This window comes from Streptomyces sp. NPDC058051, from assembly GCF_042885475.1.
Lineage (GTDB): Bacteria > Actinomycetota > Actinomycetes > Streptomycetales > Streptomycetaceae > Streptomyces.
This window is the reverse complement of the sequence record NZ_JBHVRW010000007.1, coordinates 186911-210362: the sequence shown is the minus strand read 5'-3', so window position 1 is coordinate 210362 and position 23452 is coordinate 186911. Positions and strand designations below refer to the sequence as shown.

Genomic DNA, 23452 nt, shown 5'->3' with positions numbered 1-23452 from the left:
GGAGTCAGCCTGTCATGCGCGCCAGTCGAGCGGCACCTGCTTGGCGGTGTCCCACGGGCGTTCCCAGCCCGCGTAGTGCAGAATCCGGTCGATCACGCCGGCCGTGAAACCCCAGACCAGGGCGGATTCGACCAGAAATGCCGGGCCTCGGTGACCGCTCGGATGGACCGCGGTCGCGCGGTTGGCCGGGTCCGTGAGATCCGCCACGGAGACGGTGAAGACCCGGGCCGTCTCACCCGGATCGACGACGCCGACCGGGCTCGGCGACCGCCACCAGCCGAGAACCGGTGTCACGACGAAGCCGCTCACGGGGATGTAGAGCCGGGGCAGCACGCCGAAGAGCTGCACTCCGCGCGGGTCGAGGCCGGTCTCCTCCTGAGCCTCGCGCAGAGCGGCCCTGAGCGGCCCCGTAGTGGCCTGGTCGCCGTCCTCCGGGTCCAGGGCGCCGCCGGGAAAGGAGGGCTGCCCAGCGTGCGAACGCAGGCTTCCGGCTCGCTCCATGAGGAGCAGCTCGGGGCCGCCCTTGCCCTCCCCGAAGAGAACGAGTACGGCGGACTGCCGCCCGGCGCCGCTCTCCGGCGGCAGGAAGCGGCTGAGCTGGTCCGGCTCGATCGTCCGCGCGGCACGAGCGACGGGGGCGAGCCAGTCGGGCAGTCCCTGGGCCGTGACAGTGACGGCATCGTCGCTCCCCGCACCGGGATCGGCGGGATCGGCGGGATCGGCGGGAGCCACGGCGGCCGATCCCGCGGTGCTGACGGCCGCCGCGGCGGCCCCTGTGCGGTCGGCGGCGGGATCGGCGTGCGTTTCCGAGCCCGGTCCGTGTGTGGCCTGTCCGTGTGTGGCCTGCTCGTGTGCGGCCTGTGTGCGCGTGCTCTGTTCGTGCGTCTTCATAGGCACCCCTCGTTTCACAACGCCTGTCGTCACGCATTTCGTTCCGGAGCGAGCGCCGTACGTCAGCCGGCGCCCAGGGCCGGTGCGGGCTTGCCCGGGTAGTCCGCGGGCGGGTTCAGCCGCTGACCGGGCTGGCCACCCAGCTCGTACTTCAGCAGCTTTCTGGCCTTGTCCGGATCCGTCTCGCCCTCCCCGTATGCCGGGCAGAGCGGCGCGATCGGGCAGACGCCGCAGGCCGGTCTGCGGGCATGGCAGACGCGGCGGCCGTGGAATACGACGCGGTGCGAAAGCATCGTCCACTCGCTCCTGGGGAAGATCGCGGCGATCTCGGCCTCGACCTTCTCCGGGTCCTCCTGCTCCGTCCACTTCCATCGGCGGACCAGACGCCCGAAGTGGGTGTCGACGGTGATGCCCGGCACGCCGAACGCGTTCCCGAGGACGACATTGGCGGTCTTGCGGCCGACTCCCGGGAGCGTGACGAGGTCGGCGAGCCGACCCGGCACCTCGCCGCCGAACCTGTCCCTGAGCGCCACGGAAAGACCTATCAGCGACTTGGTCTTGGCACGGAAGAAGCCGGTCGGCCGAATGAGCTCTTCCATTTCCTCCGGAACGGCCGCGGCCATGTCCTCGGGGGTGGGATAGGCGGCGAAGAGCGCGGGCGTGGTCTGGTTGACCCTCAGGTCGGTGGTCTGGGCGGAGAGAACCGTGGCGACGAGAAGTTCGAAGGGGTTCCTGAAGTCCAGCTCGGGGTGGGCGTACGGGTAGAGCTCGGCCAGCTCACGGTTGATTCTGCGGGCACGGCGGACCATCGCCAGGTGGGATTCCGGTTTCGCACCGGGCCTCGCGCCGGGTTGCTCACCGGACTTCGTGCCCGGTTTCGCACCGGGCTTCGTGCCGGACTTCGCACCGGGCTTCGTGGCGGGCTTCGTGCCGGGCTTCGTGCCGGACTTCGCACCGGACTTCGCACCGGCCTTCGTGGCGGACTTCGCCGCCGACCTCACCGAGCTCTTCGCTCCACCCTCCGGAACCGATTCACCCATAGGCCCTTTTGTCGCTCCTTTCGGGCGACTCGCACCCTGTTCGCCCACAGCGGAATCACGGGCTTCCGACACCCCATCAGCCCCCTTGGCCTGCGCTCTCACCGGCGATTTGGACACCCGGCCAGCCTAGAGCCACGCACTGACATCCGCCCCGGTCACCGCGGATCCACCCCCGATCGGCCCCCTGCCTCACGGTTCGGGGCGACCGTGCGTCAAACTGGTTTGTGATTGATCGCACTGTTTTACCGTCCGGCATGATGGGGACCACGGTTCCCTGAACAGGCCGACAAGGAGAGAACTCGTGGACGACGTTCTGCGGCGCGCCCCGCTTTTCGCGGCGCTCGATGACGAGCAGGCCGCGGAGCTCCGCGCCTCGATGAGTGAGGTGACCCTCGCGCGCGGCGACGCGCTCTTCCACGAGGGCGACCCGGGCGACCGCCTCTATGTGGTGACCGAGGGCAAGGTGAAGCTCCACCGCACCTCGCCGGACGGACGCGAGAACATGCTGGCGGTCCTCGGCCCCGGCGAGCTGATCGGTGAGCTGTCGCTCTTCGACCCGGGCCCGCGCACCGCCACCGCGACCGCGTTGACCGAGGTCAAGCTCCTCGGCCTCGGCCACGGCGACCTCCAGCCCTGGCTGAACGCCCGCCCCGAGGTGGCCACGGCCCTGCTGCGCGCCGTCGCCCGCCGCCTTCGCAAGACCAACGACCAGATGTCCGACCTGGTCTTCTCCGACGTACCGGGCCGTGTCGCCCGCGCCCTTCTCGACCTGTCGCGCCGATTCGGCGTCCAGTCCGAGGAAGGCATCCACGTCGTCCACGACCTGACTCAGGAAGAGCTGGCCCAGCTGGTCGGCGCCTCCCGCGAGACGGTCAACAAGGCACTCGCCGACTTCGCCGGACGCGGCTGGCTGCGCCTGGAGGCACGCGCCGTGATCCTGCTGGACGTGGAGCGCCTGGCGAAGCGGTCCCGCTGAGGCCCGTCCGCCCGGAGCGGACGCCATGTCCGTACGTACGTAAGGCCCTGCCGCACGGCAGGGCCTTACGCGTGTCCGCGTGAACCAGCGGCCCGGCACCACTCCGCCCCGTCCACACGCGCCCCGGGCCGGCCGCCCCGCAACCGCTCCCCCTGGATCAACCCGTCCCTCTAGATCAGCCCGTCCCGGATCAGCCCGTGCTCGCGCAGGTACTCCAGCTGCGCCAGCACCGAGAGCTCCGCCGCGGGCCACAGGGACCGGTCCACGCCCGCGTACACCTGCGCCACCACCTCCGACGCCGTCCGGTGCCCGGCCTCGACAGCCGTCTCCACCTGGGCCAGCCGGTGCGCGCGGTGCGCGAGATAGAACTCGACCGCGCCCTGCGCGTCCTCCAGCACCGGACCGTGCCCCGGCAGCACCGTGTGCACGCCGTCGTCGACGGTCAGCGAACGCAGCCTCCGCAGCGAGTCGAGGTAGTCGCCGAGCCGTCCGTCCGGATGCGCGACGACCGTCGTGCCCCGTCCGAGGATCGTGTCCCCCGTCAGCACCGCCCGGTCGGCGGGCAGATGGAAGGAGAGCGAGTCCGCGGTGTGCCCGGGAGTCGGCACGACGCGCAACTCCAGCCCCCCGGTGGTGATCACGTCGCCCGTGGTCAGGCCCTCGTCGCCGAGGCGCAGCGCCGGATCCAGGGCACGCACCTTCGTACGGGTCAGCTCGGCGAAGCGCGCCGCGCCCTCCGCGTGGTCCGGGTGCCCGTGGGTGAGCAGGGTCAGCGCGATCCGGCGGCCCGTCCGCTCGGCGGCGTCGATGACGGCCCGCAGATGTGTGTCGTCCAGCGGACCGGGGTCGATGACGACCGCGACATCGGAGTCGGGCTCGGCGACGATCCACGTGTTGGTGCCGTCCAGCGTCATCGGCGAGGCGTTGGGGGCGAGGACGTTGACGGTACGGGCCGTGGCAGGGCCGGACAGCACCCCGCCGCGCGGCTGTCCCGGCAGCGCGGCCGCGTCGCTCATACGGCTTCACCTCCCGCACCACCGGCACCCCCGGCACCACCGGCACCACCGGCACGGGTCGATCCGCTCGGGATGTGCTTGGTGAACTCACTGTGTCCCGGCCAGCTCAGCACCAACTCGTCACCCTCCAGTCTCGCCTGTGCCAGTACGGGGGTGAGGTCCTGGGAATCCGCCGCCTTCAGGGCCTCGGCGGCTGTCCGGTACGGCCTGAGCGCTCGCAGCGTCGACACGGTCGGCGGCATCATCAGCAACTCGCCCCGGTCGTATCCGTCGGCTGCCGCTCCGGGCCCGATCCACACCGTGCGGTCGGCCTCCGTGGAGGCGTTGCGGGTGCGCTGCCCCTCGGGAAGCGCGGCGACGAAGAACCAGGTGTCGTAGCGGCGCGGCTCGAACTCCGGAGTGATCCAGCGGGCCCAGGCGCCCAGCAGATCGGAGCGCAGCACCAGGCCGCGCCGCTCCAGGAACTCCGCGAAGGACAGCTCCCTGGCGACCAGCGCCCCGCGCTCGGCCTCCCAGTCGGCGCCGGTGGTGTCGCTGACGACGGTGTCGGCGGTCGGACCGGCGAGAAGGACACCCGCCTCCTCGTACGTCTCACGGACCGCCGCGCAGACGATGGCCTGTGCCTCGGCCGGAGTATCGACTCCGAGCCGCTCGGCCCAGCTCTCCAGCGCGGGCCCTGCCCAGCCCACGAGCCGGTCGTCGTCGCGCGGGTCGACCCCGCCACCCGGATAGGCGTACGCCCCGCCGGCAAAAGCCATGGAAGCGCGACGACGGAGCATGTGGACGGCGGGACCGCCCCCGCTGTCAGCGGCGGGATCCCGGAGCAGCATCACGGTGGCGGCCCGCTTCGGGGACACGGCCGTCAGCTCGCCCGCGGCGAGTGCCCGGATCCGGTCGGGCCATTCCGGTGGATACCACTGACCATGGGACATGGCCGGAGGCTATCCGGAACCGCGCCGATGTTCGAGAGGCACGTTGATTCGTACATGCCCCGTACACACGTGATCCCGCCCCGCCGTGACGGCCGGACGGGACGGGATCAGCTGTGCGGCGGTGGAAGGCGGCGACGGCCGATGAGACACGGCAGACCTGCGGCTCAGGCCCCGACCAGCTCCACCTGGACCTCGACCTCCACCGGCGCGTCCAGCGGAAGCACCGCGACGCCCACCGCGCTGCGCGCGTGCACACCCTTGTCTCCCAGGACCGCGCCCAGCAGCTCACTGGCGCCGTTGACCACGGCGGGCTGCCCGGTGAAGTCGGTCGCCGAGGCGACGAAGCCCACGACCTTCACGACGCGCGCGATCCGGTCCAGGTCGCCCGCGACGGACTTCACGGCGGCCAGTGCGTTGAGCGCGCAGGTCTTCGCCAGCTCCTTGGCCTCGTCGGGCGTGACCTCCGCACCGACCTTGCCGGTGACCGCGAGCTTGCCGTCCACCATCGGGAGCTGGCCGGAGGTGTACACGTACACGCCCGACTGCACGGCCGGCTGGTACGAGGCCAGGGGCGGCACGACGTCCGGCAACGTCAGTCCGAGCTCGGCGAGCTTCGCCTCGACGGCGCCCGCCACTACGCCTTCTCCCGCTTCAGGTAGGCCACGAGCTGCTCGGGGTTGTTCGGGCCGGGAACGACCTGGACCAGCTCCCAGCCGTCCTCGCCCCAGGTGTCCAGAATCTGCTTGGTCGCGTGCACGAGAAGGGGCACGGTCGCGTATTCCCACTTGGTCATGGCCCGACTGTAATGCCTGGCACGCGCAGCCTCGTGCGTAGCCCGCGGCCCGACTGGTTAGGCTCGAATACGTGAGCAGGTTCCAGGTCGTCAGCGGCAAGGGTGGTACCGGTAAGACCACGGTCGCCGCCGCCCTCGCGCTCGCCCTCGCGACCGAGGGCAGGCGCACCCTCCTCGTGGAGGTCGAGGGCAGGCAGGGTATCGCCCAGCTCTTCGAGACGGAGCCTCTTCCGTACGAGGAGCGCAAGATCGCCGTCGCTCCGGGCGGCGGCGAGGTGTACGCCCTCGCGATCGACGCCGAGCGGGCCCTTCTCGACTATCTCCAGATGTTCTACAAGCTCGGCAGCGCGGGCCGGGCGCTCAAGAAGCTCGGCGCGATCGACTTCGCCACCACGATCGCGCCCGGTGTACGGGACGTGCTGCTGACCGGCAAGGCCTGCGAAGCCGTTCGCCGCAAGGACAAGCAGAACCGGTTCGTCTACGACTACGTGATCATGGACGCACCGCCCACCGGCCGCATCACCCGCTTCCTCAACGTGAACGACGAGGTGGCGGGGCTGGCCCGGATCGGCCCGATACACCATCAGGCGCAGGCCGTGATGCGGGTGCTGAAGTCCCCCGAGACCGCGGTCCATCTGGTGACACTGCTGGAGGAGATGCCGGTCCAGGAGACCGCGGACGGCATCGCGGAGCTGCGGGCCGCCGAACTGCCGGTCGGCCGCGTCATCGTGAACATGGTGCGGCCGCATCTGCTGGACGAGGACGCGCTGCGCACCGCGGCCCGCGGCCGCCGCAAGGAGATCGCCAAGGCGCTGACCCGGGCGGGCGTGACCGGCTCCGCGGGGCTCGTACGCCCGCTGGTCGAGCAGGCCGCCGAGCACGCCCAGCGGGTCGAGCTGGAGCGCGAGCAGCGCCAGGTGCTCGCGGGCCTGGGACTGCCGGGGTACGAACTCCCACTGATCGGCGAGGGCATGGACCCGGCCGGGCTCTACGACCTGGCCACCGAGCTCCGCAAGCAGGACGTGGGTGACGGGGTGGGCGACGAGGTGGGCGAAGGGACGCGACGAGGGGTGGGTACATGACACAGGAAACGGATGCGGTGGACGCGTCCACCGCACTCGCCTCCGCCCCCGCCCTGGACACCGACGCACTGCTCGACGACCCCGGCATCCGGATCGTCGTGTGCTGCGGTTCGGGCGGGGTCGGCAAGACCACGACCGCCGCGGCGCTGGGCGTACGGGCGGCCGAGCGCGGCCGTAAGGTCGTCGTCCTCACCATCGACCCGGCCCGCAGGCTCGCCCAGTCCATGGGCATCGACTCGCTGGACAACATCCCCCGCCGGGTGCCGGGCATCGAGGGCGAGGGCACCGGCGAACTGCACGCCATGATGCTCGACATGAAGCGGACCTTCGACGAGATCGTCGAGGCGCACGCGGACGCCGAGCGGGCCCGCGCGATCCTGGAGAACCCCTTCTACCAGTCCCTGTCGGCCGGTTTCGCGGGTACGCAGGAATACATGGCGATGGAGAAGCTCGGACAGCTGCGGGCACGCGACGAGTGGGATCTGATCATCGTCGACACCCCGCCGTCGCGCTCCGCGCTGGACTTCCTGGACGCACCGAAGCGGCTCGGTTCGTTCCTGGACGGAAAGTTCATCAAGCTGCTGATGGCCCCGGCGAAGATGGGTGGCCGGGCCGGGATGAAGTTCCTCAACGTGGGCATGTCGATGATGACCGGCACCCTGGGAAAGCTGCTCGGCGGCCAGTTCCTGCGCGACGTACAGACCTTCGTGGCGGCGATGGACACCATGTTCGGCGGCTTCCGCACCCGGGCCGACGCCACGTACAAGCTGCTGCAGGCACCCGGTACGGCGTTCCTCGTCGTCGCGACACCGGAGCGGGACGCGTTGCGCGAGGCGGCGTACTTCGTGGAACGGCTCGCCGCGGAGAAGATGCCACTGGCCGGCCTGGTGCTCAACCGTGTCCACGGCAGTGACGCCGCCCGGCTCTCCGCCGAGCATGCGCTCGCAGCCGCAGAAAATCTTGACGGGGTCGGCATTGTGGATCAGAGGACAGGGAAGGCTCACCTTCGTGACACGGCCTACCGGCCGGTCACCTCGCCCGAGCCCCATGCCGAAGCTGCCGCCGAACCCGCTGCCGGCACAGTTGCCGGAGCCGTTGCCGATCCCGACCCTTCTGACGACAAGGACATCGAAGACTGCGAGCAGAATCCTGAACCGGCTCCTGGAGCCGCGACCGCAACCAGGACCGAAGCCGCTTCCGCTTCGGCGCCCGCATCCACGTCCGTGCCCGTCGAGCCCGCTTCAGTCGAGCTGCTGACCGCAGGTCTGCTGCGTCTGCACGCGGAACGGATGCAGGTGGTCGCGCGCGAACAGCGCACACGCGACCGCTTCACCGCGCTGCACCCCGAGGTCGCTGTGACCCAAGTGGCCGCACTGCCCGGTGACGTACATGATCTCGCAGGGCTCCGAGCCATCGGGGACCGGCTCGCGACCGATTCCGCCCCGGTCTGAGCTGCGTAGCCGCCCGCCCGCTCTATCCCACCGCGGCGTACCTCTCGTGCAGTTCGTCGTCGTCCAGCCCGATCGCCACAGGCAGGATGCCCGCGGACTGCTCGTACTCACTGCGCGCGGTCTCCAGCAGTCGACGCCAGGACGTGACGGTCGGCCGCCTGCGCAGCAGTGCGCGGCGCTCCCGCTCCGTCATGCCGCCCCACACGCCGAATTCGACGCGATTGTCCAGCGCATCGGCCAGGCACTCGGTCCGCACCGGGCATCCGGTGCACACCGCCTTGGCTCTGTTCTGCGCTGCCCCTTGTACGAACAGTTCATCCGGATCGGTAGTGCGGCAGGCTGCCTGCGCACTCCAGTCGGTTACCCAGCCCATCACGGCGCCGTCCTCTCCCGAATCGAGGCTCCCCCACGGCGGTAGCGGCATATTCACCGCTGCCAGTTGAGGACGTTACGGAAGGTGGCGACAGCACAACACCCCCTTCGGGCCCAATCTTGGATGGCCCGAACGGACTATGCGTATGCGGCAGATCACCCAGGGGAGTGAGGTGAGGACATGCGTGAGAATCCCGTTAGAATCGGGACAACTCTCCTGTATCGCAACGGACATTCAGGGACACATAAGGTGAATTCGGGAGTGCCTGAATGCGTGGCCGGATTGTGCACGGGGGTTGATACGGGACGGGACTGCTGTGACAGTTGAGAGCAGCTTAGGCCAAGGCATGGACGCCTGTCCGGCGAATGAGAACGTAGGCACCTCACGTTGCTGTGCCATCACGCTCTCGGGACGACTCCTCCGAACACGGCGCGGTCGTGGAGCCGCTGGTACCACTCGTCGGCGTCGAGTCCGGGCTCGGCGCTCAGCAGGACGGGGTTGGGGCCGGGCTCGGCGGTCAGCGGGACGAGCACCACGACCGCGCACCGATCCACGTCGAAACCTCGACGGCCCGGCCGCACCTGGATGTCACGGTCTGGTACTCGAAGGCTCCGAGAAGCCCCCGCTCCTGCGGAACGCCCTCACCAACGGATTAGGCTGCCCCCATGCCAAAAAAGCGCACGGGCGGGGGTCTCACGACGACCCAGCAGGCCGCCAAGTTCCTCGGTGTCGCCGCACTTTCCGGAGTTGTGCTCGCGGGCATCGCGCTACCGGCCGCCGGAGCACTGGGTCTCGCCACCAAGGGGACGGTCGAGGGATTCGACGAGATCCCGGCCAATCTCCAGACTCCGCCGCTGAGCCAGCGCACCACGATCCTGGACAGCAAGGGCGGAATGATCGCCTCGGTGTACTCGCGCGACCGCACGGTGGTCAAGCTGAAGGACATCTCGCCGTACATGCAGAAGGCGATCGTGGCGATCGAGGACGCCCGCTTCTACGAACACGGAGCGGTCGACCTCAAGGGCATCCTGCGTGCGCTGAACCGCAACGTGCAGTCGGGCGGGACCGCGCAGGGAGCTTCGACCCTCACCCAGCAGTACGTGAAGAACGTCTTCATCGAGGAGGCCGGCGACGACCCGGACAAGGTCGCGCAGGCCACTCAGCAGACCATGGGCCGCAAGATCCAGGAGCTGAAGTACGCGATCCAGGTCGAGGAGAAGCTCGGCAAGAAGCGGATCCTGACGAACTACCTGAACATCACCTTCTTCGGGCAGCAGGCGTACGGTGTCGAGGCCGCCTCCCAGCGCTACTTCTCCAAGTCGGCGAAGAACCTGACGCTGGACGAAGCCGCACTGCTGGCCGGCCTCGTGCAGTCGCCGAGCCGCTACGACCCGGTCAACGACCCCGCGGAGGCGACCAAGCGTCGCAACACCGTGCTCCAGCGCATGGCCGACGTCGGAGACGTCTCGCAGGCCGAGGCCGACAAGGCGAAGGCGAACCCGATCAAGCTGAAGGTCAAGAAGCCGAAGAACGGCTGCATCACCGCCGTCAGCGGCGCCGGCTTCTTCTGTGACTACGTACGTCACGTCTTCCTCTCCGACCCGGTCTTCGGCAAGACCAAGGAGGACCGGGCCAAGATCTGGAACCAGGGCGGTCTGACGATCCGGACGACGCTCGACCCGCAGTCCCAGCAGTCGGTCCAGAGCTCGATCAAGACCCACGTCTACAAGACGGACAAGGTCGCGACCGCCGTGACGCTGGTCCAGCCGGGCACCGGCAAGATCATGGGGATGGGCCAGTCCAAGCCGTACGGCTTCGGGCCCGACGAGACCCAGTACAACTACTCGGTCAACAAGAGCATGGGCGGCTCGAACTACGGTTTCCCGACCGGTTCGACGTTCAAGCCGTTCCTCGCCGCAGCGGCCATAGAGGGCGGTAAGCCGGCCACGCAGGTGTACCCGTCCCCGTACGAGATGGACTACCCGGACACGGTGCGGTCCTGCGGGAATCCGTGGGTCAACGACGGTGTGCCGAAGTATCACCTGGAGAACGAGAGCGAGACGGAGAAGGGGCCGTACGCGCTGAAGCAGGCGATGGAGAAGTCCGTCAACACCTACTTCGTGCAGATGCTCCAGGACATCGGCATGTGCCCGGTCTCGAAGATGACCGACAAGCTGGGCGTGGTGCAGGGCGACGGCACCAAGCTGCCGCAGAACCCGTCCACACTGACCCTCGGTTCCAACGGCCTGTCGCCGCTGACGATGGCCAGCGCCTACGCCGCCTTCGCCAACCGCGGCACGTACTGCACGCCGATCGCCATCGAGTCGGTCAGCACGGCGGACGGCACCTCGCTCCCCGTACCGAAGACCAGCTGCTCGCAGGCCATGTCGCAGACGACGGCGGACACCATCAACACCCTGCTGCGCGGCGTGGTCGACTCCGGTACGGGCCAGCAGGCCGGTCTCCAGAGCCGTGACAACGCGGGCAAGACCGGTACGACCGACGCGCGCAAGAACGCCTGGTTCGTCGGCTACACACCGAACATGTCCGGCGCGGTCTGGGTCGGCAGCCCGTCCCAGAAGGTCGAGATGGAGCACATCACCATCGGTGGCGTGTACAAGGACAAGGTGTACGGCGGGGAGGTCCCCGGACCGATCTGGCGCGACGCGATGACGGGCGCCCTGAACGGAGTGGACGCCCCCGCCTTCAACACCGTCAACATCCCGGACCGGCAGGAACACGACGACGAGGACGAGGGCCAACCGGGCCCCGGGGGCAAGAAGCCCGGCAAGAAGCCCAGCAAGACTCCGTTCCCCGGCATCAGCATCCCGCCGGACCTGATCGGCGGGAACAACGGCGGCCGCGGCGGCCAGTCCAACGGCGGCACGCAGGGGCCCTGACCTGACCCGCACGGTTCACGCACATGAAGGCGGGGTTCCGCGGATCGATCCCGATCCGCGGAACCCCGCCTTCGTACGTTCCTGTCCGCGTCCGTACGCCGCGCGGCCTCAGCCCGCGAGAAGCTTCTTCACCACGCCGGCCACCCGGCCGCCGTCCGCGCGCCCGGCAACCTTCGGGTTCACGATCTTCATGACGGCGCCCATCGCCCGCGGCCCCTCGGCCCCGGCCGCCTTCGCCTCGTCGACGGCGGACGCCACGATCACGCCCAGCTCGTCGTCGCTCAACTGCTGCGGCAGGTACGCGTCGAGCAGCTCGCCTTCCGCCTTCTCACGCTCGGCCTGCTCGGTCCGGCCGCCCTGGGCGAAGGCCTCAGCCGCCTCGCGGCGCTTCTTCGCCTCCTTGGCGATCACCTTCTGCACCTCGTCGTCGGAGAGCTCGCGCGCCGTCTTGCCGCTGACCTCCTCCTTCGTGATGGCGGTGAGGGTCAGCCGGAGCGTGGACGAGGTGAGCTCGTCACGCGCCTTGATGGCCGTGGTGAGGTCTTCCTTGAGCTTGGACTTGAGCGTGGTCATGTGCTGATTGTGGCAGGTACGGGGCGCCCGCCGCCCGCCGGTTTTCTTGAGCCCGCACCGTTTCTGCGACGATGGGCCCATGCGCGCACGCTACGGAGTACCCCTGAAAGTCACGGCAGTCGGCGCAGCGGTCGGCGCTGCCGGCCTCGCCTACGCCGCCGGATTCGAGGCCCGCTCGTTCCGCCTGCGACGGGTCACCATCCCGGTACTCCCCCACGGAGCCCGCCCCCTGCGCGTGCTCCAGGTCTCCGACATCCACATGGTGAGCGGCCAGCGCAAGAAGCGCGCCTGGCTGCAGTCCCTGGCCGGCCTGCGCCCGGACTTCGTCGTGAACACCGGCGACAACCTCTCCGACCCCGGGGCCGTACCCGAGCTGCTCGACGCACTCGGCCCTCTGATGCAGTTCCCGGGCGTGTACGTCTTCGGCTCCAACGACTACTACGGCCCCAAGCTCCGCAACCCTGCCCGCTACCTCTTCGAGAAGGCCCAGGGCAAGCACGGCCTCAACGGGAACACCCCCGCGGTCGGCGTCGTCCACAACCCGTGGGAGCCGATGCGCGACGCCTTCGACGAGGCGGGCTGGCTGGGCCTGTCCAACACCCGCGGCCGGCTCAAGGTCGACGGCCTGGAGATCGCCTTCACCGGCCTGGACGACCCCCACATCAAGCGCGACCGCTACGCGGAGGTGGCCGGCGGCCCCGAAACGGGCGCCGACCTCTCCATCGGCGTGGTCCACGCCCCCTACCTGCGCTCCCTGGACGCCTTCACGGCTGAGGGCTACCCCCTGATCCTGGCCGGTCACACCCACGGCGGCCAGCTCTGCATCCCCTTCTACGGGGCCCTGGTCACCAACTGCGACCTGGACACGGACCGGGTCAAGGGCCTCTCCACCCACTCCGTCGACGACCACCGCGCCTACCTCCACGTCTCCGCAGGCTGCGGCACCAACCGCTACACCCCGGTCCGCTTCGCCTGCCCGCCCGAAGCGACCCTGCTGACCCTGGCCCCTCGGGACTGAGCACCCGCGACCTCTCGGGACTGAGTACCCGCGCACCTGCCGCAGCCCTGCCGCCCCTCTCCTCGGCCCTCCCTCGCTCTCAGCGGCACATAAACCGGATTTCGTCTGCGGGCGCGGGTGGGCTAAAGTAATCGATGTCGCCGGGATACCGGCGGCGATCGGGGTGTAGCGCAGCTTGGCAGCGCGCTTCGTTCGGGACGAAGAGGTCGTGGGTTCAAATCCCGCCACCCCGACAGCTGAAACACCAGGTGAGGCACCTAGGAATGTTCCTAGGTGCCTCACTTTTTTGCTTCCCTGTCTATCTGCGTGACTACTGCTTTCCGCGTGTCCACGGCCGCCGCTCCTGCGCCCATGAGATCCCGTCCCTGACCACAGCGCCGGTCTGAATCACGGGCCGAATCTGCTTCAGGTAGACCCCGGCCGACCGCGCTTACCCCCGCGAACTTCAGATCCTAAAATCCTGCGCCTGCTCAAGGATCCCGAGACGCGCTTCCGCCCGAGGCACCCCTCCCCCACGGAGGCGTGATCAGGGCGGCAGCGCGCCGAGGGAACACAGATCCAGCCCTCTACGTTTCACTGTTCACACAGCGAAACAAGGAGTCACGTTTTGTCCGCCAGACCGACGGACCCCCCAGGGCACAGTCCCCGACCATCCCGCCAGGTTCTTCCTGAGCACGGCACGCAGCGGGGTGGTGTTCGATGAGTGCCGTACTGGGTGTGCTGGCCGTCTTCGTCCTGACTGCCGGCACCGGCTATTTCGTTGCCCAGGAATTTGCGTACGTCTCGGCCGACCGGCTCGCTCTCGCGCGTGAGGCCGAGGCGGGCGACCGTCGGGCGGCCCGTGCGCTGAAGGTGCTGGAGCGGCTGTCGTTCATGCTGTCGGGCGCCCAGCTCGGCATCACCGTGACCGGCCTGGTCGTCGGCTTCATCGCGGAACCTTCCGTCTCCGCGCTGCTCAGCCCTGCTCTTTCCGGCCTCGGCATCCCCGACGGCGCAGTCAGCGGCATTTCTGTCGTGCTCGCCTTCGTGCTGGCCACGGTGGTGCAGATGGTGCTGGGCGAGCTTGCCCCGAAGAACCTCGCCATCGCGGCGCCGGAGCGCCTCGCCAAGTCGCTGGCCGCCTCCACCCTCGCGTATCTGAAGGTCGTCGGTCCTGTGGTGCGGATCTTCGACGGCGCTGCGAACAAGTTGCTGCGCAAGGCCGGCATCGAACCCGTCGAGGAACTGCACCACGGCGCGACCCTGGAGGAGCTCAGCCAGCTGATCGGCGAGTCCCACGAGCAGGGAGAACTGCCCAAGGACACCGCGGAGTTGCTCGACCACGCCCTGGAGTTCTCCGACCGCACCCTGGATGAGGTGATGGTCCCCCGCGTGGACGCCGTCTTCGTCCGCAAGGACGCGGATGTCGTCGAGGCAATCGGTCTGATCGCCGCGTACGGCCACTCCAATTACCCCGTCCTGGGCGACCACCCGGACGACATCAGCGGCGTACTGGGGGTACGCGAACTCATGCGGCTGCCCGCCCGGAGCTTTGAGGGCACGACAGCCGGTGCGGTCGCCCGACGTCCGCTCCTGCTCCCGGACACCCTTCCGCTGCCGGACGCGGTGACGCAGATGCGGGAGCAGGACGACGAGTTCGCGGTCGTCCTCGACGAGCACGGTGGCGTCGCGGGCATCGTCACCTACGAGGACATCGCCGAGGAACTCGTCGGCGACATCGCGGACGAGACCGACACCGTCACCGAACTCGCGGTGGCCGACGGCGAGGGCTGGCTCGTGGATGCCGGGCGCCGCCTCGACGAGGTCGCCGAGGCCACCGGGATCGAACTGCCCGAGGAGGACGACTACGACACCGTGGCCGGCTTGATCGTCGACCGGCTCGGCCGCTTCCCCGCCATCGGCGACCGGCTCACCATCGCGCTGCCCGAGGGGGGCCGCGCCGTCGTCGACGTACGCACCCTGGACCGGCACGTACCCGAGCGGGTACGGCTTCAGCGGCTCCCGGATGTTCCTGACGTTCCTGGTGTTCGCAATGTTCGCAATGTTCGTGATGTTCGTGAGGAGGAGCAGGCATGAGTTTCCCGTTGGCGCTCTTCGTCACTGTGCTGCTGCTGATCGGCAGCGGCTTCTTCGTCGCCGCCGAGTTTGCGCTGGTCGCCGCCAAGCGGCACCGCATGGAGAAGGCCGTGGCCCAGGGCCGGCGCGGCGCCAAGGCCGCGCTGGCCGGCATGCGCGAGCTGTCGCTGATGCTCGCCGGCGCCCAGCTCGGCATCACCATCTGCACCCTGGGGCTGGGCTCCGTGTCCAAGCCCGCGATCTCGCACGCAATCGACCCGCTGCTGCACAGGGCGGGCCTGCCGAGCGGAGTGAGTTACGGCGTCTCGTTCGCCCTCGCGATGGTGGTCGTGGTGTTCCTGCACATGGTCGTCGGTGAGATGGCCCCCAAGTCCTGGGCCATCGCCCACCCCGAACGGTCCGCGATGCTGCTCTCTCCGCCTTTCCGTGCCCTCGTGAAGGCCGTACGCCCGCTCATCTCCCTCCTGAACAAGATGGCGAACGCGCTGGTGAGGCTGTGCCGTGTCACCCCGCGCGATGAGCTGGCCTCGGTCCACAACCGCGAGCAGCTCACCCATCTCGTCACGGAGTCCGAGCGTCTCGGCCTCATCAGCGCGAGCGACTCCGAACTGATCACGCGCTCGCTCACCGAGCCCGAGACTCCGGTCGGCGACCTCCAGGTCCCGGCCGCGGCGATCATCTCCGTCGACGCGGACGCCGGCACCGAGGCCATCCTGCGCATCGCCGCGGAGCATGACCGCACCCGGCTTCTGGTCCGCGCGAACGACAGGGTTCTCGGTTCGGTCCACGCCCGCGACGCGCTGGTGGCCCACGCCCAGGGCCGGGCCGTAACGGCCCGTGGCCTGGCTCGGCCCGCACCGGAGCTGGGCAGGGACGCGACAGTCGCCGACGCGATCGATCTGCTCCGCCGACGCCGGGCATCGCTCGCCGTCGTCCGCGACGCCTCCGGCCGTCTCACCGGCATGGTGAGCCTGGACGACCTGCTCGCCCGCTTCCTGCAGCCACAGACAGCTGAGACAGGAACTGCCTGACGGCTGGAACAGCAGGAACTGGCTGACGGCTGGTGCGGCAGGAACGGCTCGACGCCAGGAGCACCCTGCCGCCAGGGACGGCCTGACAGCGGCGGCGGCCGAAACGGCATACCGGCAACACACCGCGCTCTACAGTGCTGTAGAAGTCTCTCCCGGGGCGTGATCGCTCAACAAGCCCGCCTTCCGACCCCGGCTGGCCGGCCGGCCGCCCGGGAACAGCGTGTTGCACGGAGGACAGAGCAGGATGACGGAAGTGACCGCCGGGACGCCGACCGCCCGCGAGACGTTGGCGCGGCAGTGTCGCACCCTCACGGAGGCACGCTGGTTCGCCGCCACCGTGTTCGCCCTGATCCTCACCAACGCCGCGCTGCTCGGCGTCGAGACGTACAGCGGACTGGTGGACGACTGGCACCGCTGGTTACGTCTCGCCGAACACGCCTGCGTCGCCGCCTTCACGGTGGAAATTGCGCTCCGCCTGGCCGCTCACGCCGACCGTCCCCGGGACTTCTTCCGCGATCCGTGGAACCTCTTCGACCTCGCCGTCGTACTGAGCGCGTTCCTGCCCGTCGTCCGCGAGAACACCACCGTGCTGAGGCTGTTGCGTCTGGCCCGCGTGCTGCGTACGGCCCGCTTCCTGCCGCAGCTGCGTGTCTTCCTGGTCGCGGTCGGCCGTAGCCTCCCCGGCACCCTGAGCTTCCTGGTCGTGGGCGCTCTGCTGTTGTACGTCTACGCGATGGTGGGCTGGGTCTTCTTCGCCCGCCACGATCCCGAGCACTACGGCTCCATCGGCCGCGCCGTCCTCACTCTCTTCCTCCTGATGACGCTGGACGGCATCGGCGACGCGGTCCGCGCGGGCCTGGAGGTCTCCCACTGGAGCATCATCTACTACGCCTCCTACGTCCTGCTCGCCTCGTTCGTCCTCGTCAACGTCCTCATCGGCGTCGTCATCACCTCCCTCGACGAGGCGCGCGACCTGGAGGAGAACGACACTCGGGACCTGGAGGAGAACGGCGCTCGGGACCGGCCTCTCGCGATCGCCCCGGAGGATCCCCACCTGTTGCTCGAACGCATCGCCACCGCCCGCCGCGCCCTCGACGACCTGGAACGCGGCCTGGCCAGGATCCCACCGCCGCACCCCCGCGAAGTGGAACGAACCGCGTCCACCTCCCCCTGAGAGCACGCGTGGCCGCGCCGGCCCGACGTCCCGGGCCGGCCGCCGCCGGCCCGTTCCGCGGAGCGCGACCTGCCTGCTCTCCCGCGTCCCTCGAACGCCCGCCCGCCCGCACGTTCCTCGAACCCGCCGGGCGAATGCGCAGGCGGGTCAGTGGTTGCGGAGGCCGCCGAGAGTCACCGCGGTAGCCGGTATTCAGCCCACGTCTTGGGCGTCTCAGAGACCTTGACCGCGGTCAGCTCGGGATAGCGCCCGCTCCAGAGATCGAAGATCCACGCGGCCAGATTCTCGGCCGACGGTGAGATACCCCCCCCCATCGCCTCGTTCAGGTGACGGTGGTCGAGGGTGTCATCCATCCACTTCTTGAAGGCATCGAGCTCACGGTAGTCGCGGACGAAACCTGCCTCAGTGAGGTTCTCGCGGCGGGCGGACAACTCCAGCACGACGATGTAGTTGTGGCCGTGCATGCGGGCACAGGGGTGCCAGCTCGGCAGCCGGTCGAGGACGTGACTGGCCGAGAAGTGGAACTCCTTGGTGATTGTCAGCATGACGGCTCCAGTCTGCCACCCGCTGCCAGGACCCCTCGTCGGCCGTCCGTCCTGGTCACTGGTCGACCCCCGCACCCTGGAGGACGGCGGTGTTGAGCGGGATCCGCGTGAGGAAACGGTCGCGCAGCACGTCGTCGGTGATCTGCTCGGCCTTGCGGGTGACCTCGCGCCGGGCCCGTTCGAGGAGTGCGTGTGCTTCCTCCCGTGCGGCCCCGGCCGCCAGCACGACGGCGGAGTGGTACAGGACCTCCTCCGTACGGAGCGCGGGCATGTCCCCGACCTCGTCCAGGATGCGCACGGCCTGTCGGGCCTGCTCCTGGGCTCCCGCCGTGTCGCCTCGCCGGAGCAGGACGCGGCTGCGCAGGGAGTACGCGGCGATCTCGCTGCGGATCATGCCGCTGCGCCGGGTCTCGACACAGGTGGCCACCGCCAGCCGGTCGGCGTCGTCGAGGAGTTCCCCGGAGCCGTCAGCGGCGGTCAACAGGATCTCGGCGTACAGATTGCGGACGATGGGGACGAGGTTGGCCAGCCATGTCCGCTCTGTCTCCGCCCACGCGTCGGCGATCAGTTCCAGGGCCTGTTCGCGCCTTTCCGGCTGCTGGACGACGATATGGGCGAGCAGTGCCTGGTTGTAGGCGTGCCAGCCGCTGTCGCCTCCGCGGTCGGCCTCGAAGGCGAGCGCTTCACCCAGGACCTCTTCGGCATCCTCGTAGGCACCGACGCCCATGTGCACCTGCGCCAGGTAGTTGAGCGCTATGGGCAGCTCGGCCTTCAGCGGTTCGTCGCGCAGCCGCTGGACGCAGCGGATCAGCCTGGTCAGCGCCTCGCCGAGGTGCCCGCTGTCGAACAGGGTGATGCCGAGTTGCATCTCCCCCAGGTTGCGGGCGTGCTGGAGCACCGGATCGCTGGTGCCGCCGAGGCGCGGGTCGGAGGCGTACATCCGCTCGGCCTCCCGCAGCTGGGCCAGACCGTCGGCCAGCCGACGCTTGGACACCTGTCGGCCGTACTCGACCCGGGCCACGAAAAGGGAGACAGGTTCCCCGTTCTGTTCGGCCAGCTCCACGGCCGCGCGGAGCTTGTCCAAGGACGGCACCAGGCCCTGGGTCGCGAGCAGGGTCTTGCCGCGCAGGAGCGTCGTACGGATCGCCGGTTCAGGCGTTCCGCAGCGCCTCGCCGCGGCTTCGGCCTCGGCGGCCAAGGCGTCGATGTCCGGCCCGCCGGCCGGCTGGTGCCGGCCGCGCCACCGCACCTCCGTCAGCGAGAGCAGCAGTTCCACGGCCTGGATGAGCCATTGGTCCCGGTTCTCCTCATGCTGCGGCAGGTCCCGGACCGCCCTGATCACTTCTTCGCAGTGCAGCTCGGCCTCGGCGAAGGACAGCCCCTCCATCGCGGCGTCCCGGGCCAGCCCGTAGTGCACCTCGGCCGAGGCGAGCAGGCACTCGGTTCCTCCGTCGCGGAGATGCCGGGCAATCTCCAGTCGGCGCTCCAGAGGCATGCCGTCGAGCGGGCCCGACGTGAGCGCCGCCGCGATGCGGGCGTGCCGGGACCGCATCTGCTGAGAGGTCTGCTGGTCGTACACCACGCCCCACAGGGCGCTGTGCTCGAACCGATAGCAGTCGGATGCCTCCAGACGCGCCCATTCGGGAGGCTGGGTCGGCACGACCAGCCGGTGCTGGAGGGCGATGAGCCGCAGCCGCTCCATCACTTCGTCGTGCGGTGCTCCCTTGACCTCGGCCACTGTGCGTGACAGGAACGTCTCGCCCTGGGTCGACCCGATCATGAGCAGTTCGCGATCCGGCTCGGTGAGCAGGCGGAGGCGGTCTTCCACCACGCGCGACAGACTGCTGGGCAGTTCGACGACGGGCCCGTTGTCCGGACGCCACTCCTCCAGGCAGAGGGTGACGAAGACGGCGTGGCCTGCGGTCAGCCGACTCAGCTGTTCCGACAGAGCCGGCGGGGCCTCCGGGTGCCGGGAGCGCACCAACTCGGCGACCGCGTCCCGTGGCAGGCCGTTCAGCACCCGCCGTCGCAGGAGTCCGCCCTTCGCCCAGTCGTGCAGCAGGTCCTCGACCGTGGATCCCGGACCGTCGACGTAGGCCCCGTCCGTCGTGTGGCTGAGCACCAGGCCGATCGGCTCGCCGGGCAGCCGCCGCAGCAACCGGTCGAGGACCAGCAGGCTGCTGGGATCGCCGTACTGGAGGTCGTCGATGAGCATGACCGTGGGCGGACCCTGCCGAACGAGTTCCAGCAGGGCGTCCACGATCTGCGCGGCGGCTCCCTGCTGGAACGGCAGCAGGCTGTCGAACGGCATCGACCCGGAAGCGAGGGACGCTTCCGCGACTTCCTTGCCCAGGGTGAACAGTGCGCCCAGGCCGGGCACGATCGCGGACAGCACCTCCGGCGCGGAGCGGACGACGCCCCGACCGGTGAAGGTCAGCAGCCTGCGGAAGGCGCCGGGCTGCTTGACCTCCTGGCTCCGGGCCAGTTGCAGGAGCAGTTCGACGATCGCCCCGTAGTGCAGCCCTGCCCCGATCGACGGCTGACACCGTACGGACACGACACGGCAGACGCCCGGCCCGTGAGAGGCGCCGGTCTCCGCCTCGAAGGCCTGCAGCAGCGCCGACTTCCCCATGCCCGAGACGCTGTCGACCACGATCGCCCGGCCACCGCGCCCCGCGGTCACGTCCGCCAGCAGTGAGCGCAGCTCGTCCATGTGCTCCACGCGGTCGACAAACCCGGTCCGCATCACAGCCCCCGTCTCGGTCATCCATCACGGAACTTCCGTGCACACAGCACTACTTGCCGCCCACGGTAGATCATGTGAATCGCGTCTCCCACTGGGCCGCGTCACGTCGACAGCCGAGGGGAGGAACGCAGAAGGGTGTTTTCGGCCAGCGGTCCGATCCGTCCGCCGAGAGGACGAAACCCAGGGGAAAATCGCCATGAGGGAACCTTCCGCCCGATGCCGCGGCACGACGTGGCACTGCACGGCACCGCACGGCACGGCACGGCACCGCACGGCACGGCACCGCACGGCACGGCACGGCACGGCACCTCACGGCGCGGCACGGAACGGACGGCACGGAACGGACGGCACGGCATCAGCGTGCGAGATCGGCGAGTCCTCGCAGCCCTTCGAGGACCTCGTCGGCGGTGGGGGCGGCCGCCGGGTCGCTGAGGTGCTGGATCAACAGGCCTGACATCAGGGCGACCTGGACGCTGCCGATGGTCCTGACGGACTCCTCGGGGACTTGGTCCTCGGGTACGCCCCTGAGAATGGCCGCCATGCCCCGGCGCCCCTGTGCGGTGCCGTCGGCCAGCGCGACCCGCAGTTCCGGCTGCCGCTGAGCCTGCATGAACAGCTCCACCGAGGCCAGCCACAGGTCCGGGTGTTCCCCGAAATCCGCGATCAGGCTTTCCCACATCTGCGCGAAGTGACGCTTCGTGGAGCCGTCGGCGTCGGGCACCAGAGCCCGGCCCATCGCGTCCCCCCATGCGTCGAGGATCTCGAACAGGGCCTGATTGAGCAGGGCTTCCCTGGAGCCGTAGTGGTAGCCGATGGCCGCCATGCTCACGCCGGCCGCGGTGGCGATGTCACGAACACTGCTGCGGTCGTACCCCTTCTCCCGCAGACACGCCTTGGCGCCGGCGAGCAGGGCTTCACGGTTTCCCATGCCCGGGACCGTAGCACCGCTCTCGCACGAACGCCTTAGGCGATCGCCCTAGACAAGTGTATTGCACGATCGCCCAAACTCTTCTACGGTCCTCGCCATGACCCACATAGAGAACGTCTCCAAGTGGTCTGTCGCCGCACTGGCGTTGGGACTGGCATGGGGGCTGGGGATCGCCCCGGCCTCCCCCGCCACAGCGCAGTCGGGGCAGTCCGGCAGCACAACCGGCAGGACAACCATCAGCACGACGACCGGCGCGGTGCGCGGCAGCACCGTCGTCAGCACGACGAACGGCGCGGTGCACGGCAGCACGGACGGGCGGGTGCGCAGCTTCCAGGGCATCCCGTACGCCGCCCCGCCCGTCGGTGAACGGCGCTGGAAGGCGCCCGAGCCCGCCGCGAGCTGGACCGGCGTGCGCGAGGCGACCGCCCCGGGCACCGCCTGCGCACAGCCGCAGGGGCTCCCGGTCGGGGTTCCCAGCGAGAACGAGGACTGCCTCTACCTGAACGTCACGACCCCGGCCGGAACGGACGGCAAGCGACCGGTGATCGTGTGGATCCACGGCGGCAGCCTGATGTATGGCACCGGAGACATGTACGGACCCGATCGGCTGGCCTCCAGCGGTGCGGTCGTGGTCTCGATGAACTACCGGCTCGGCATCATGGGGTTCCTCAGCGACCCTTCTCTGCCGGGGGCGGACGGCCTCGGAATCCAGGACCAGCAGGCCGCCCTGCGCTGGGTCCGCGCGAACGCCGCGTCCTTCGGGGGCGACCCGCGGAACGTCACGATCATGGGCCAGTCCGGCGGCGGCTACAGCGTCTGCGACCACCTCGCCTCCCCGCTGTCGGCGGGGCTCTTCGACCGGGCCGTCGTGCAGAGCGCGCCGTGCGCCGCCGGCGGCAGCCGGACCAGGGCCGAAGCACAGGCCGAGGCCGAGCGGGTCGTCGCGGCGGTGGGCTGCGAGAAGGAAACGGCGGCCTGCATGCGGAAGACGCCGGTGGCGGAGCTGCTGAAGGCGTACGGCGCGTTCAACGAGCCCCGCCCCGTGACCGGAACGAAACTGCTGCCCGTGTCGCCCGCCGAGGCCCTGCGCGCCGGAAGGTTCAACCGGGTGCCGGTGCTCGTCGGGGTCAACCACGACGAGGAACGCGGCAGGGTGCTCGGCCAGGAACTGGTGCCCGGCGCCACGCCCATGAAGCCGGAGGAGTACGAGCCCGCCCTCCGGGAGCGGTTCGGCGACCAGGCCGACGCCGTGCTGAAGCGCTACCCCCTGAACGCGTTCCCCTCGGCGGGCGAAGCCCTGGCCACCGCCCTCACCGATGCGGCGTGGTCAGTCCCGACACTCGACACCGCGCGCCTGCTGTCGAAGTGGACGCCGACGCGGATGTACGAATTCAGCGAGCGCGACACCCCGTGGTTCACGGGGTACCCGGCCCCCAGCTTCGACCAGCGCGCCCAGCACATGGCCGAACTGCCGTACCTGTTCGACCTGGCCCTCTTCGCGGACATCAAGGCCGAACAGGCACCGTTCCGCGAGCGGATGCTCCACACATGGGTGGGCTTCGCCGCCTCGGGCACGACGGACTGGCCGGTCTTTCGCGAGGAACAGGGAGAACAGGGATACGTACAGACGCTGTCCTCTCAGACCTGGGCGCGAGCGGACTTCACGACCGACCACGCCTACGACTTCTGGAAGAGCCTCAAGAACCCTTCATAAGACTCTTGAAGCTCTGCCGGGCACGACAGGATCTGCCCGGCACGAGAGGATCTGCCCGGCCCGCCCCGGGCGATGAGCGGCCGAACCACCTGGTCGCGCCCTTGGCCACACAGCCGGGCTTTTGGTCACGCAGCCTTCAACGCGGAGTGTGACGGATCGCCTCCGTCACACTCCGTACGGTTGCGACCGCCCG

General features: G+C 69.5%; 21 protein-coding genes and 1 tRNA gene. 10 read left to right on the top strand and 12 right to left on the bottom strand.

All coding sequences use genetic code 11. The features are described 5' to 3' along the window. Nucleotides 1-12: 12 nt before the first annotated feature. A complete protein-coding gene (locus ACFVUT_RS14480) occupies nt 13-891 on the bottom strand; it encodes an NUDIX hydrolase (RefSeq protein ID WP_389648241.1) in 879 nt (292 codons plus the stop codon). Nucleotides 892-953: 62 nt separating this feature from the next. Then, nucleotides 954-1931, bottom strand: coding sequence for an endonuclease III (nth, locus tag ACFVUT_RS14475; protein ID WP_389648238.1), 978 nt, complete (start codon nt 1929-1931; stop codon nt 954-956). Between the two features lie 301 nt (nt 1932-2232). Here nth and ACFVUT_RS14470 point away from each other — a divergent pair, with 301 nt between their 5' ends. Further along, entirely contained in the window at nt 2233-2907 is a 675-nt protein-coding gene (locus ACFVUT_RS14470) for a Crp/Fnr family transcriptional regulator (RefSeq protein ID WP_014046869.1), read from the top strand. A gap of 170 nt (nt 2908-3077) precedes the next feature. Here ACFVUT_RS14470 and ACFVUT_RS14465 read toward each other — a convergent pair whose 3' ends face one another. The 4 genes from ACFVUT_RS14465 to ACFVUT_RS14450 form a co-directional block, all read right to left on the bottom strand. Beyond that, complete coding sequence (locus tag ACFVUT_RS14465) at nt 3078-3923, bottom strand: MBL fold metallo-hydrolase (protein WP_389648233.1); 846 nt, start codon at nt 3921-3923, stop codon at nt 3078-3080. Continuing rightward, nucleotides 3920-4855, bottom strand: a complete 936-nt coding sequence (locus ACFVUT_RS14460; protein WP_389648230.1) for an NUDIX hydrolase — start codon at nt 4853-4855, stop codon at nt 3920-3922. The genes ACFVUT_RS14465 and ACFVUT_RS14460 overlap by 4 nt, the downstream gene beginning before the upstream one ends. A gap of 164 nt (nt 4856-5019) precedes the next feature. After that, the gene (locus ACFVUT_RS14455; protein ID WP_389648227.1) at nt 5020-5490 is read right to left on the bottom strand and encodes a RidA family protein; all 471 of its coding nucleotides are present in this window, start codon (nt 5488-5490) and stop codon (nt 5020-5022) included. After that, the gene (locus ACFVUT_RS14450) at nt 5490-5648 is read right to left on the bottom strand and encodes a DUF4177 domain-containing protein (protein WP_003967454.1); all 159 of its coding nucleotides are present in this window, start codon (nt 5646-5648) and stop codon (nt 5490-5492) included. Before ACFVUT_RS14450 ends, ACFVUT_RS14455 begins: the two co-directional genes overlap by 1 nt. A 71-nt stretch (nt 5649-5719) precedes the next feature. Here ACFVUT_RS14450 and ACFVUT_RS14445 point away from each other — a divergent pair, with 71 nt between their 5' ends. Further along, entirely contained in the window at nt 5720-6730 is a 1011-nt protein-coding gene (locus ACFVUT_RS14445; protein ID WP_389648223.1) for an ArsA family ATPase, read from the top strand. Next, complete coding sequence (locus ACFVUT_RS14440; RefSeq protein ID WP_389648219.1) at nt 6727-8181, top strand: ArsA family ATPase; 1455 nt, start codon at nt 6727-6729, stop codon at nt 8179-8181. Before ACFVUT_RS14445 ends, ACFVUT_RS14440 begins: the two co-directional genes overlap by 4 nt. A 22-nt stretch (nt 8182-8203) precedes the next feature. Here the strand turns inward: ACFVUT_RS14440 and ACFVUT_RS14435 are convergent, their stop codons facing one another. Then, nucleotides 8204-8554 (bottom strand): WhiB family transcriptional regulator, encoded by a 351-nt coding sequence (locus ACFVUT_RS14435; protein WP_187438703.1) that lies wholly within the window; start codon nt 8552-8554, stop codon nt 8204-8206. Nucleotides 8555-8952: 398 nt separating this feature from the next. Continuing rightward, nucleotides 8953-9108: a hypothetical protein gene (locus ACFVUT_RS14430; RefSeq protein WP_389648216.1), complete on the bottom strand. Its 156-nt coding sequence runs from the start codon at nt 9106-9108 to the stop codon at nt 8953-8955. A 111-nt stretch (nt 9109-9219) separates the two neighbouring features. Between ACFVUT_RS14430 and ACFVUT_RS14425 the strand changes: the two genes are divergently transcribed. Then, nucleotides 9220-11454, top strand: a complete 2235-nt coding sequence (locus ACFVUT_RS14425; RefSeq protein WP_389648213.1) for a transglycosylase domain-containing protein — start codon at nt 9220-9222, stop codon at nt 11452-11454. A 108-nt stretch (nt 11455-11562) separates the two neighbouring features. Here the strand turns inward: ACFVUT_RS14425 and ACFVUT_RS14420 are convergent, their stop codons facing one another. Further along, nucleotides 11563-12027: a GatB/YqeY domain-containing protein gene (locus tag ACFVUT_RS14420; RefSeq protein ID WP_389648210.1), complete on the bottom strand. Its 465-nt coding sequence runs from the start codon at nt 12025-12027 to the stop codon at nt 11563-11565. Nucleotides 12028-12106: 79 nt separating this feature from the next. On the opposite strand from ACFVUT_RS14420, the gene ACFVUT_RS14415 reads away from it, so the two are divergent. The 5 genes from ACFVUT_RS14415 (at nt 12107) to ACFVUT_RS14395 (ending at nt 17326) form a co-directional block, all read left to right on the top strand. Continuing rightward, complete coding sequence (locus ACFVUT_RS14415) at nt 12107-13045, top strand: metallophosphoesterase (protein WP_389648207.1); 939 nt, start codon at nt 12107-12109, stop codon at nt 13043-13045. Nucleotides 13046-13204: 159 nt separating this feature from the next. Next, a tRNA-Pro gene (locus ACFVUT_RS14410) sits at nt 13205-13278 on the top strand. 466 nt (nt 13279-13744) lie between these two features. Further along, nucleotides 13745-15121 carry a hemolysin family protein gene (locus ACFVUT_RS14405; protein WP_389648204.1) on the top strand — a complete coding sequence of 459 codons (1377 nt, stop codon included), beginning with the start codon at nt 13745-13747 and terminating at the stop codon, nt 15119-15121. Further along, nucleotides 15118-16152 carry a hemolysin family protein gene (locus tag ACFVUT_RS14400; protein ID WP_389648201.1) on the top strand — a complete coding sequence of 345 codons (1035 nt, stop codon included), beginning with the start codon at nt 15118-15120 and terminating at the stop codon, nt 16150-16152. The genes ACFVUT_RS14405 and ACFVUT_RS14400 overlap by 4 nt, the downstream gene beginning before the upstream one ends. Before the next feature lie 244 nt (nt 16153-16396). Continuing rightward, a complete protein-coding gene (locus ACFVUT_RS14395) occupies nt 16397-17326 on the top strand; it encodes an ion transporter (RefSeq protein WP_389648198.1) in 930 nt (309 codons plus the stop codon). A gap of 173 nt (nt 17327-17499) precedes the next feature. Here the strand turns inward: ACFVUT_RS14395 and ACFVUT_RS14390 are convergent, their stop codons facing one another. From ACFVUT_RS14390 to ACFVUT_RS14380, 3 genes are all read right to left on the bottom strand, one after another. Then, nucleotides 17500-17871, bottom strand: a complete 372-nt coding sequence (locus tag ACFVUT_RS14390; RefSeq protein ID WP_389648195.1) for a 6-pyruvoyl tetrahydropterin synthase family protein — start codon at nt 17869-17871, stop codon at nt 17500-17502. 55 nt (nt 17872-17926) lie between these two features. Next, on the bottom strand, nt 17927-20638 hold the full coding sequence (locus ACFVUT_RS14385) for an AAA family ATPase (protein WP_389648192.1): 2712 nt from the start codon (nt 20636-20638) through the stop codon (nt 17927-17929). A gap of 334 nt (nt 20639-20972) precedes the next feature. Continuing rightward, nucleotides 20973-21545 carry a TetR/AcrR family transcriptional regulator gene (locus ACFVUT_RS14380; protein WP_389648189.1) on the bottom strand — a complete coding sequence of 191 codons (573 nt, stop codon included), beginning with the start codon at nt 21543-21545 and terminating at the stop codon, nt 20973-20975. Nucleotides 21546-21642: 97 nt separating this feature from the next. Between ACFVUT_RS14380 and ACFVUT_RS14375 the strand changes: the two genes are divergently transcribed. Then, a complete protein-coding gene (locus ACFVUT_RS14375; protein WP_389648186.1) occupies nt 21643-23259 on the top strand; it encodes a carboxylesterase/lipase family protein in 1617 nt (538 codons plus the stop codon). Nucleotides 23260-23452 lie beyond the last annotated feature (193 nt).

Bases quoted from the DNA above. Each gene is read 5' to 3' on its own strand.
- ACFVUT_RS14435 (WP_187438703.1), bottom strand. From the start codon at position 8,554: ATGGGCTGGGTAACCGACTGGAGTGCGCAGGCAGCCTGCCGCACTACC.
- ACFVUT_RS14460 (WP_389648230.1), bottom strand. From the start codon at position 4,855: ATGTCCCATGGTCAGTGGTATCCACCGGAATGGCCCGACCGGATCCGG.
- ACFVUT_RS14405 (WP_389648204.1), top strand. From the start codon at position 13,745: ATGAGTGCCGTACTGGGTGTGCTGGCCGTCTTCGTCCTGACTGCCGGC.
- ACFVUT_RS14420 (WP_389648210.1), bottom strand. From the start codon at position 12,027: ATGACCACGCTCAAGTCCAAGCTCAAGGAAGACCTCACCACGGCCATC.
- ACFVUT_RS14480 (WP_389648241.1), bottom strand. From the start codon at position 891: ATGAAGACGCACGAACAGAGCACGCGCACACAGGCCGCACACGAGCAG.
- ACFVUT_RS14395 (WP_389648198.1), top strand. From the start codon at position 16,397: ATGACGGAAGTGACCGCCGGGACGCCGACCGCCCGCGAGACGTTGGCG.
- ACFVUT_RS14450 (WP_003967454.1), bottom strand. From the start codon at position 5,648: ATGACCAAGTGGGAATACGCGACCGTGCCCCTTCTCGTGCACGCGACC.
- ACFVUT_RS14390 (WP_389648195.1), bottom strand. From the start codon at position 17,871: ATGCTGACAATCACCAAGGAGTTCCACTTCTCGGCCAGTCACGTCCTC.
- ACFVUT_RS14415 (WP_389648207.1), top strand. From the start codon at position 12,107: ATGCGCGCACGCTACGGAGTACCCCTGAAAGTCACGGCAGTCGGCGCA.
- ACFVUT_RS14385 (WP_389648192.1), bottom strand. From the start codon at position 20,638: ATGACCGAGACGGGGGCTGTGATGCGGACCGGGTTTGTCGACCGCGTG.
- nth (WP_389648238.1), bottom strand. From the start codon at position 1,931: ATGGGTGAATCGGTTCCGGAGGGTGGAGCGAAGAGCTCGGTGAGGTCG.
- ACFVUT_RS14375 (WP_389648186.1), top strand. From the start codon at position 21,643: ATGACCCACATAGAGAACGTCTCCAAGTGGTCTGTCGCCGCACTGGCG.
- ACFVUT_RS14425 (WP_389648213.1), top strand. From the start codon at position 9,220: ATGCCAAAAAAGCGCACGGGCGGGGGTCTCACGACGACCCAGCAGGCC.
- ACFVUT_RS14440 (WP_389648219.1), top strand. From the start codon at position 6,727: ATGACACAGGAAACGGATGCGGTGGACGCGTCCACCGCACTCGCCTCC.
- ACFVUT_RS14465 (WP_389648233.1), bottom strand. From the start codon at position 3,923: ATGAGCGACGCGGCCGCGCTGCCGGGACAGCCGCGCGGCGGGGTGCTG.
- ACFVUT_RS14400 (WP_389648201.1), top strand. From the start codon at position 15,118: ATGAGTTTCCCGTTGGCGCTCTTCGTCACTGTGCTGCTGCTGATCGGC.
- ACFVUT_RS14380 (WP_389648189.1), bottom strand. From the start codon at position 21,545: ATGGGAAACCGTGAAGCCCTGCTCGCCGGCGCCAAGGCGTGTCTGCGG.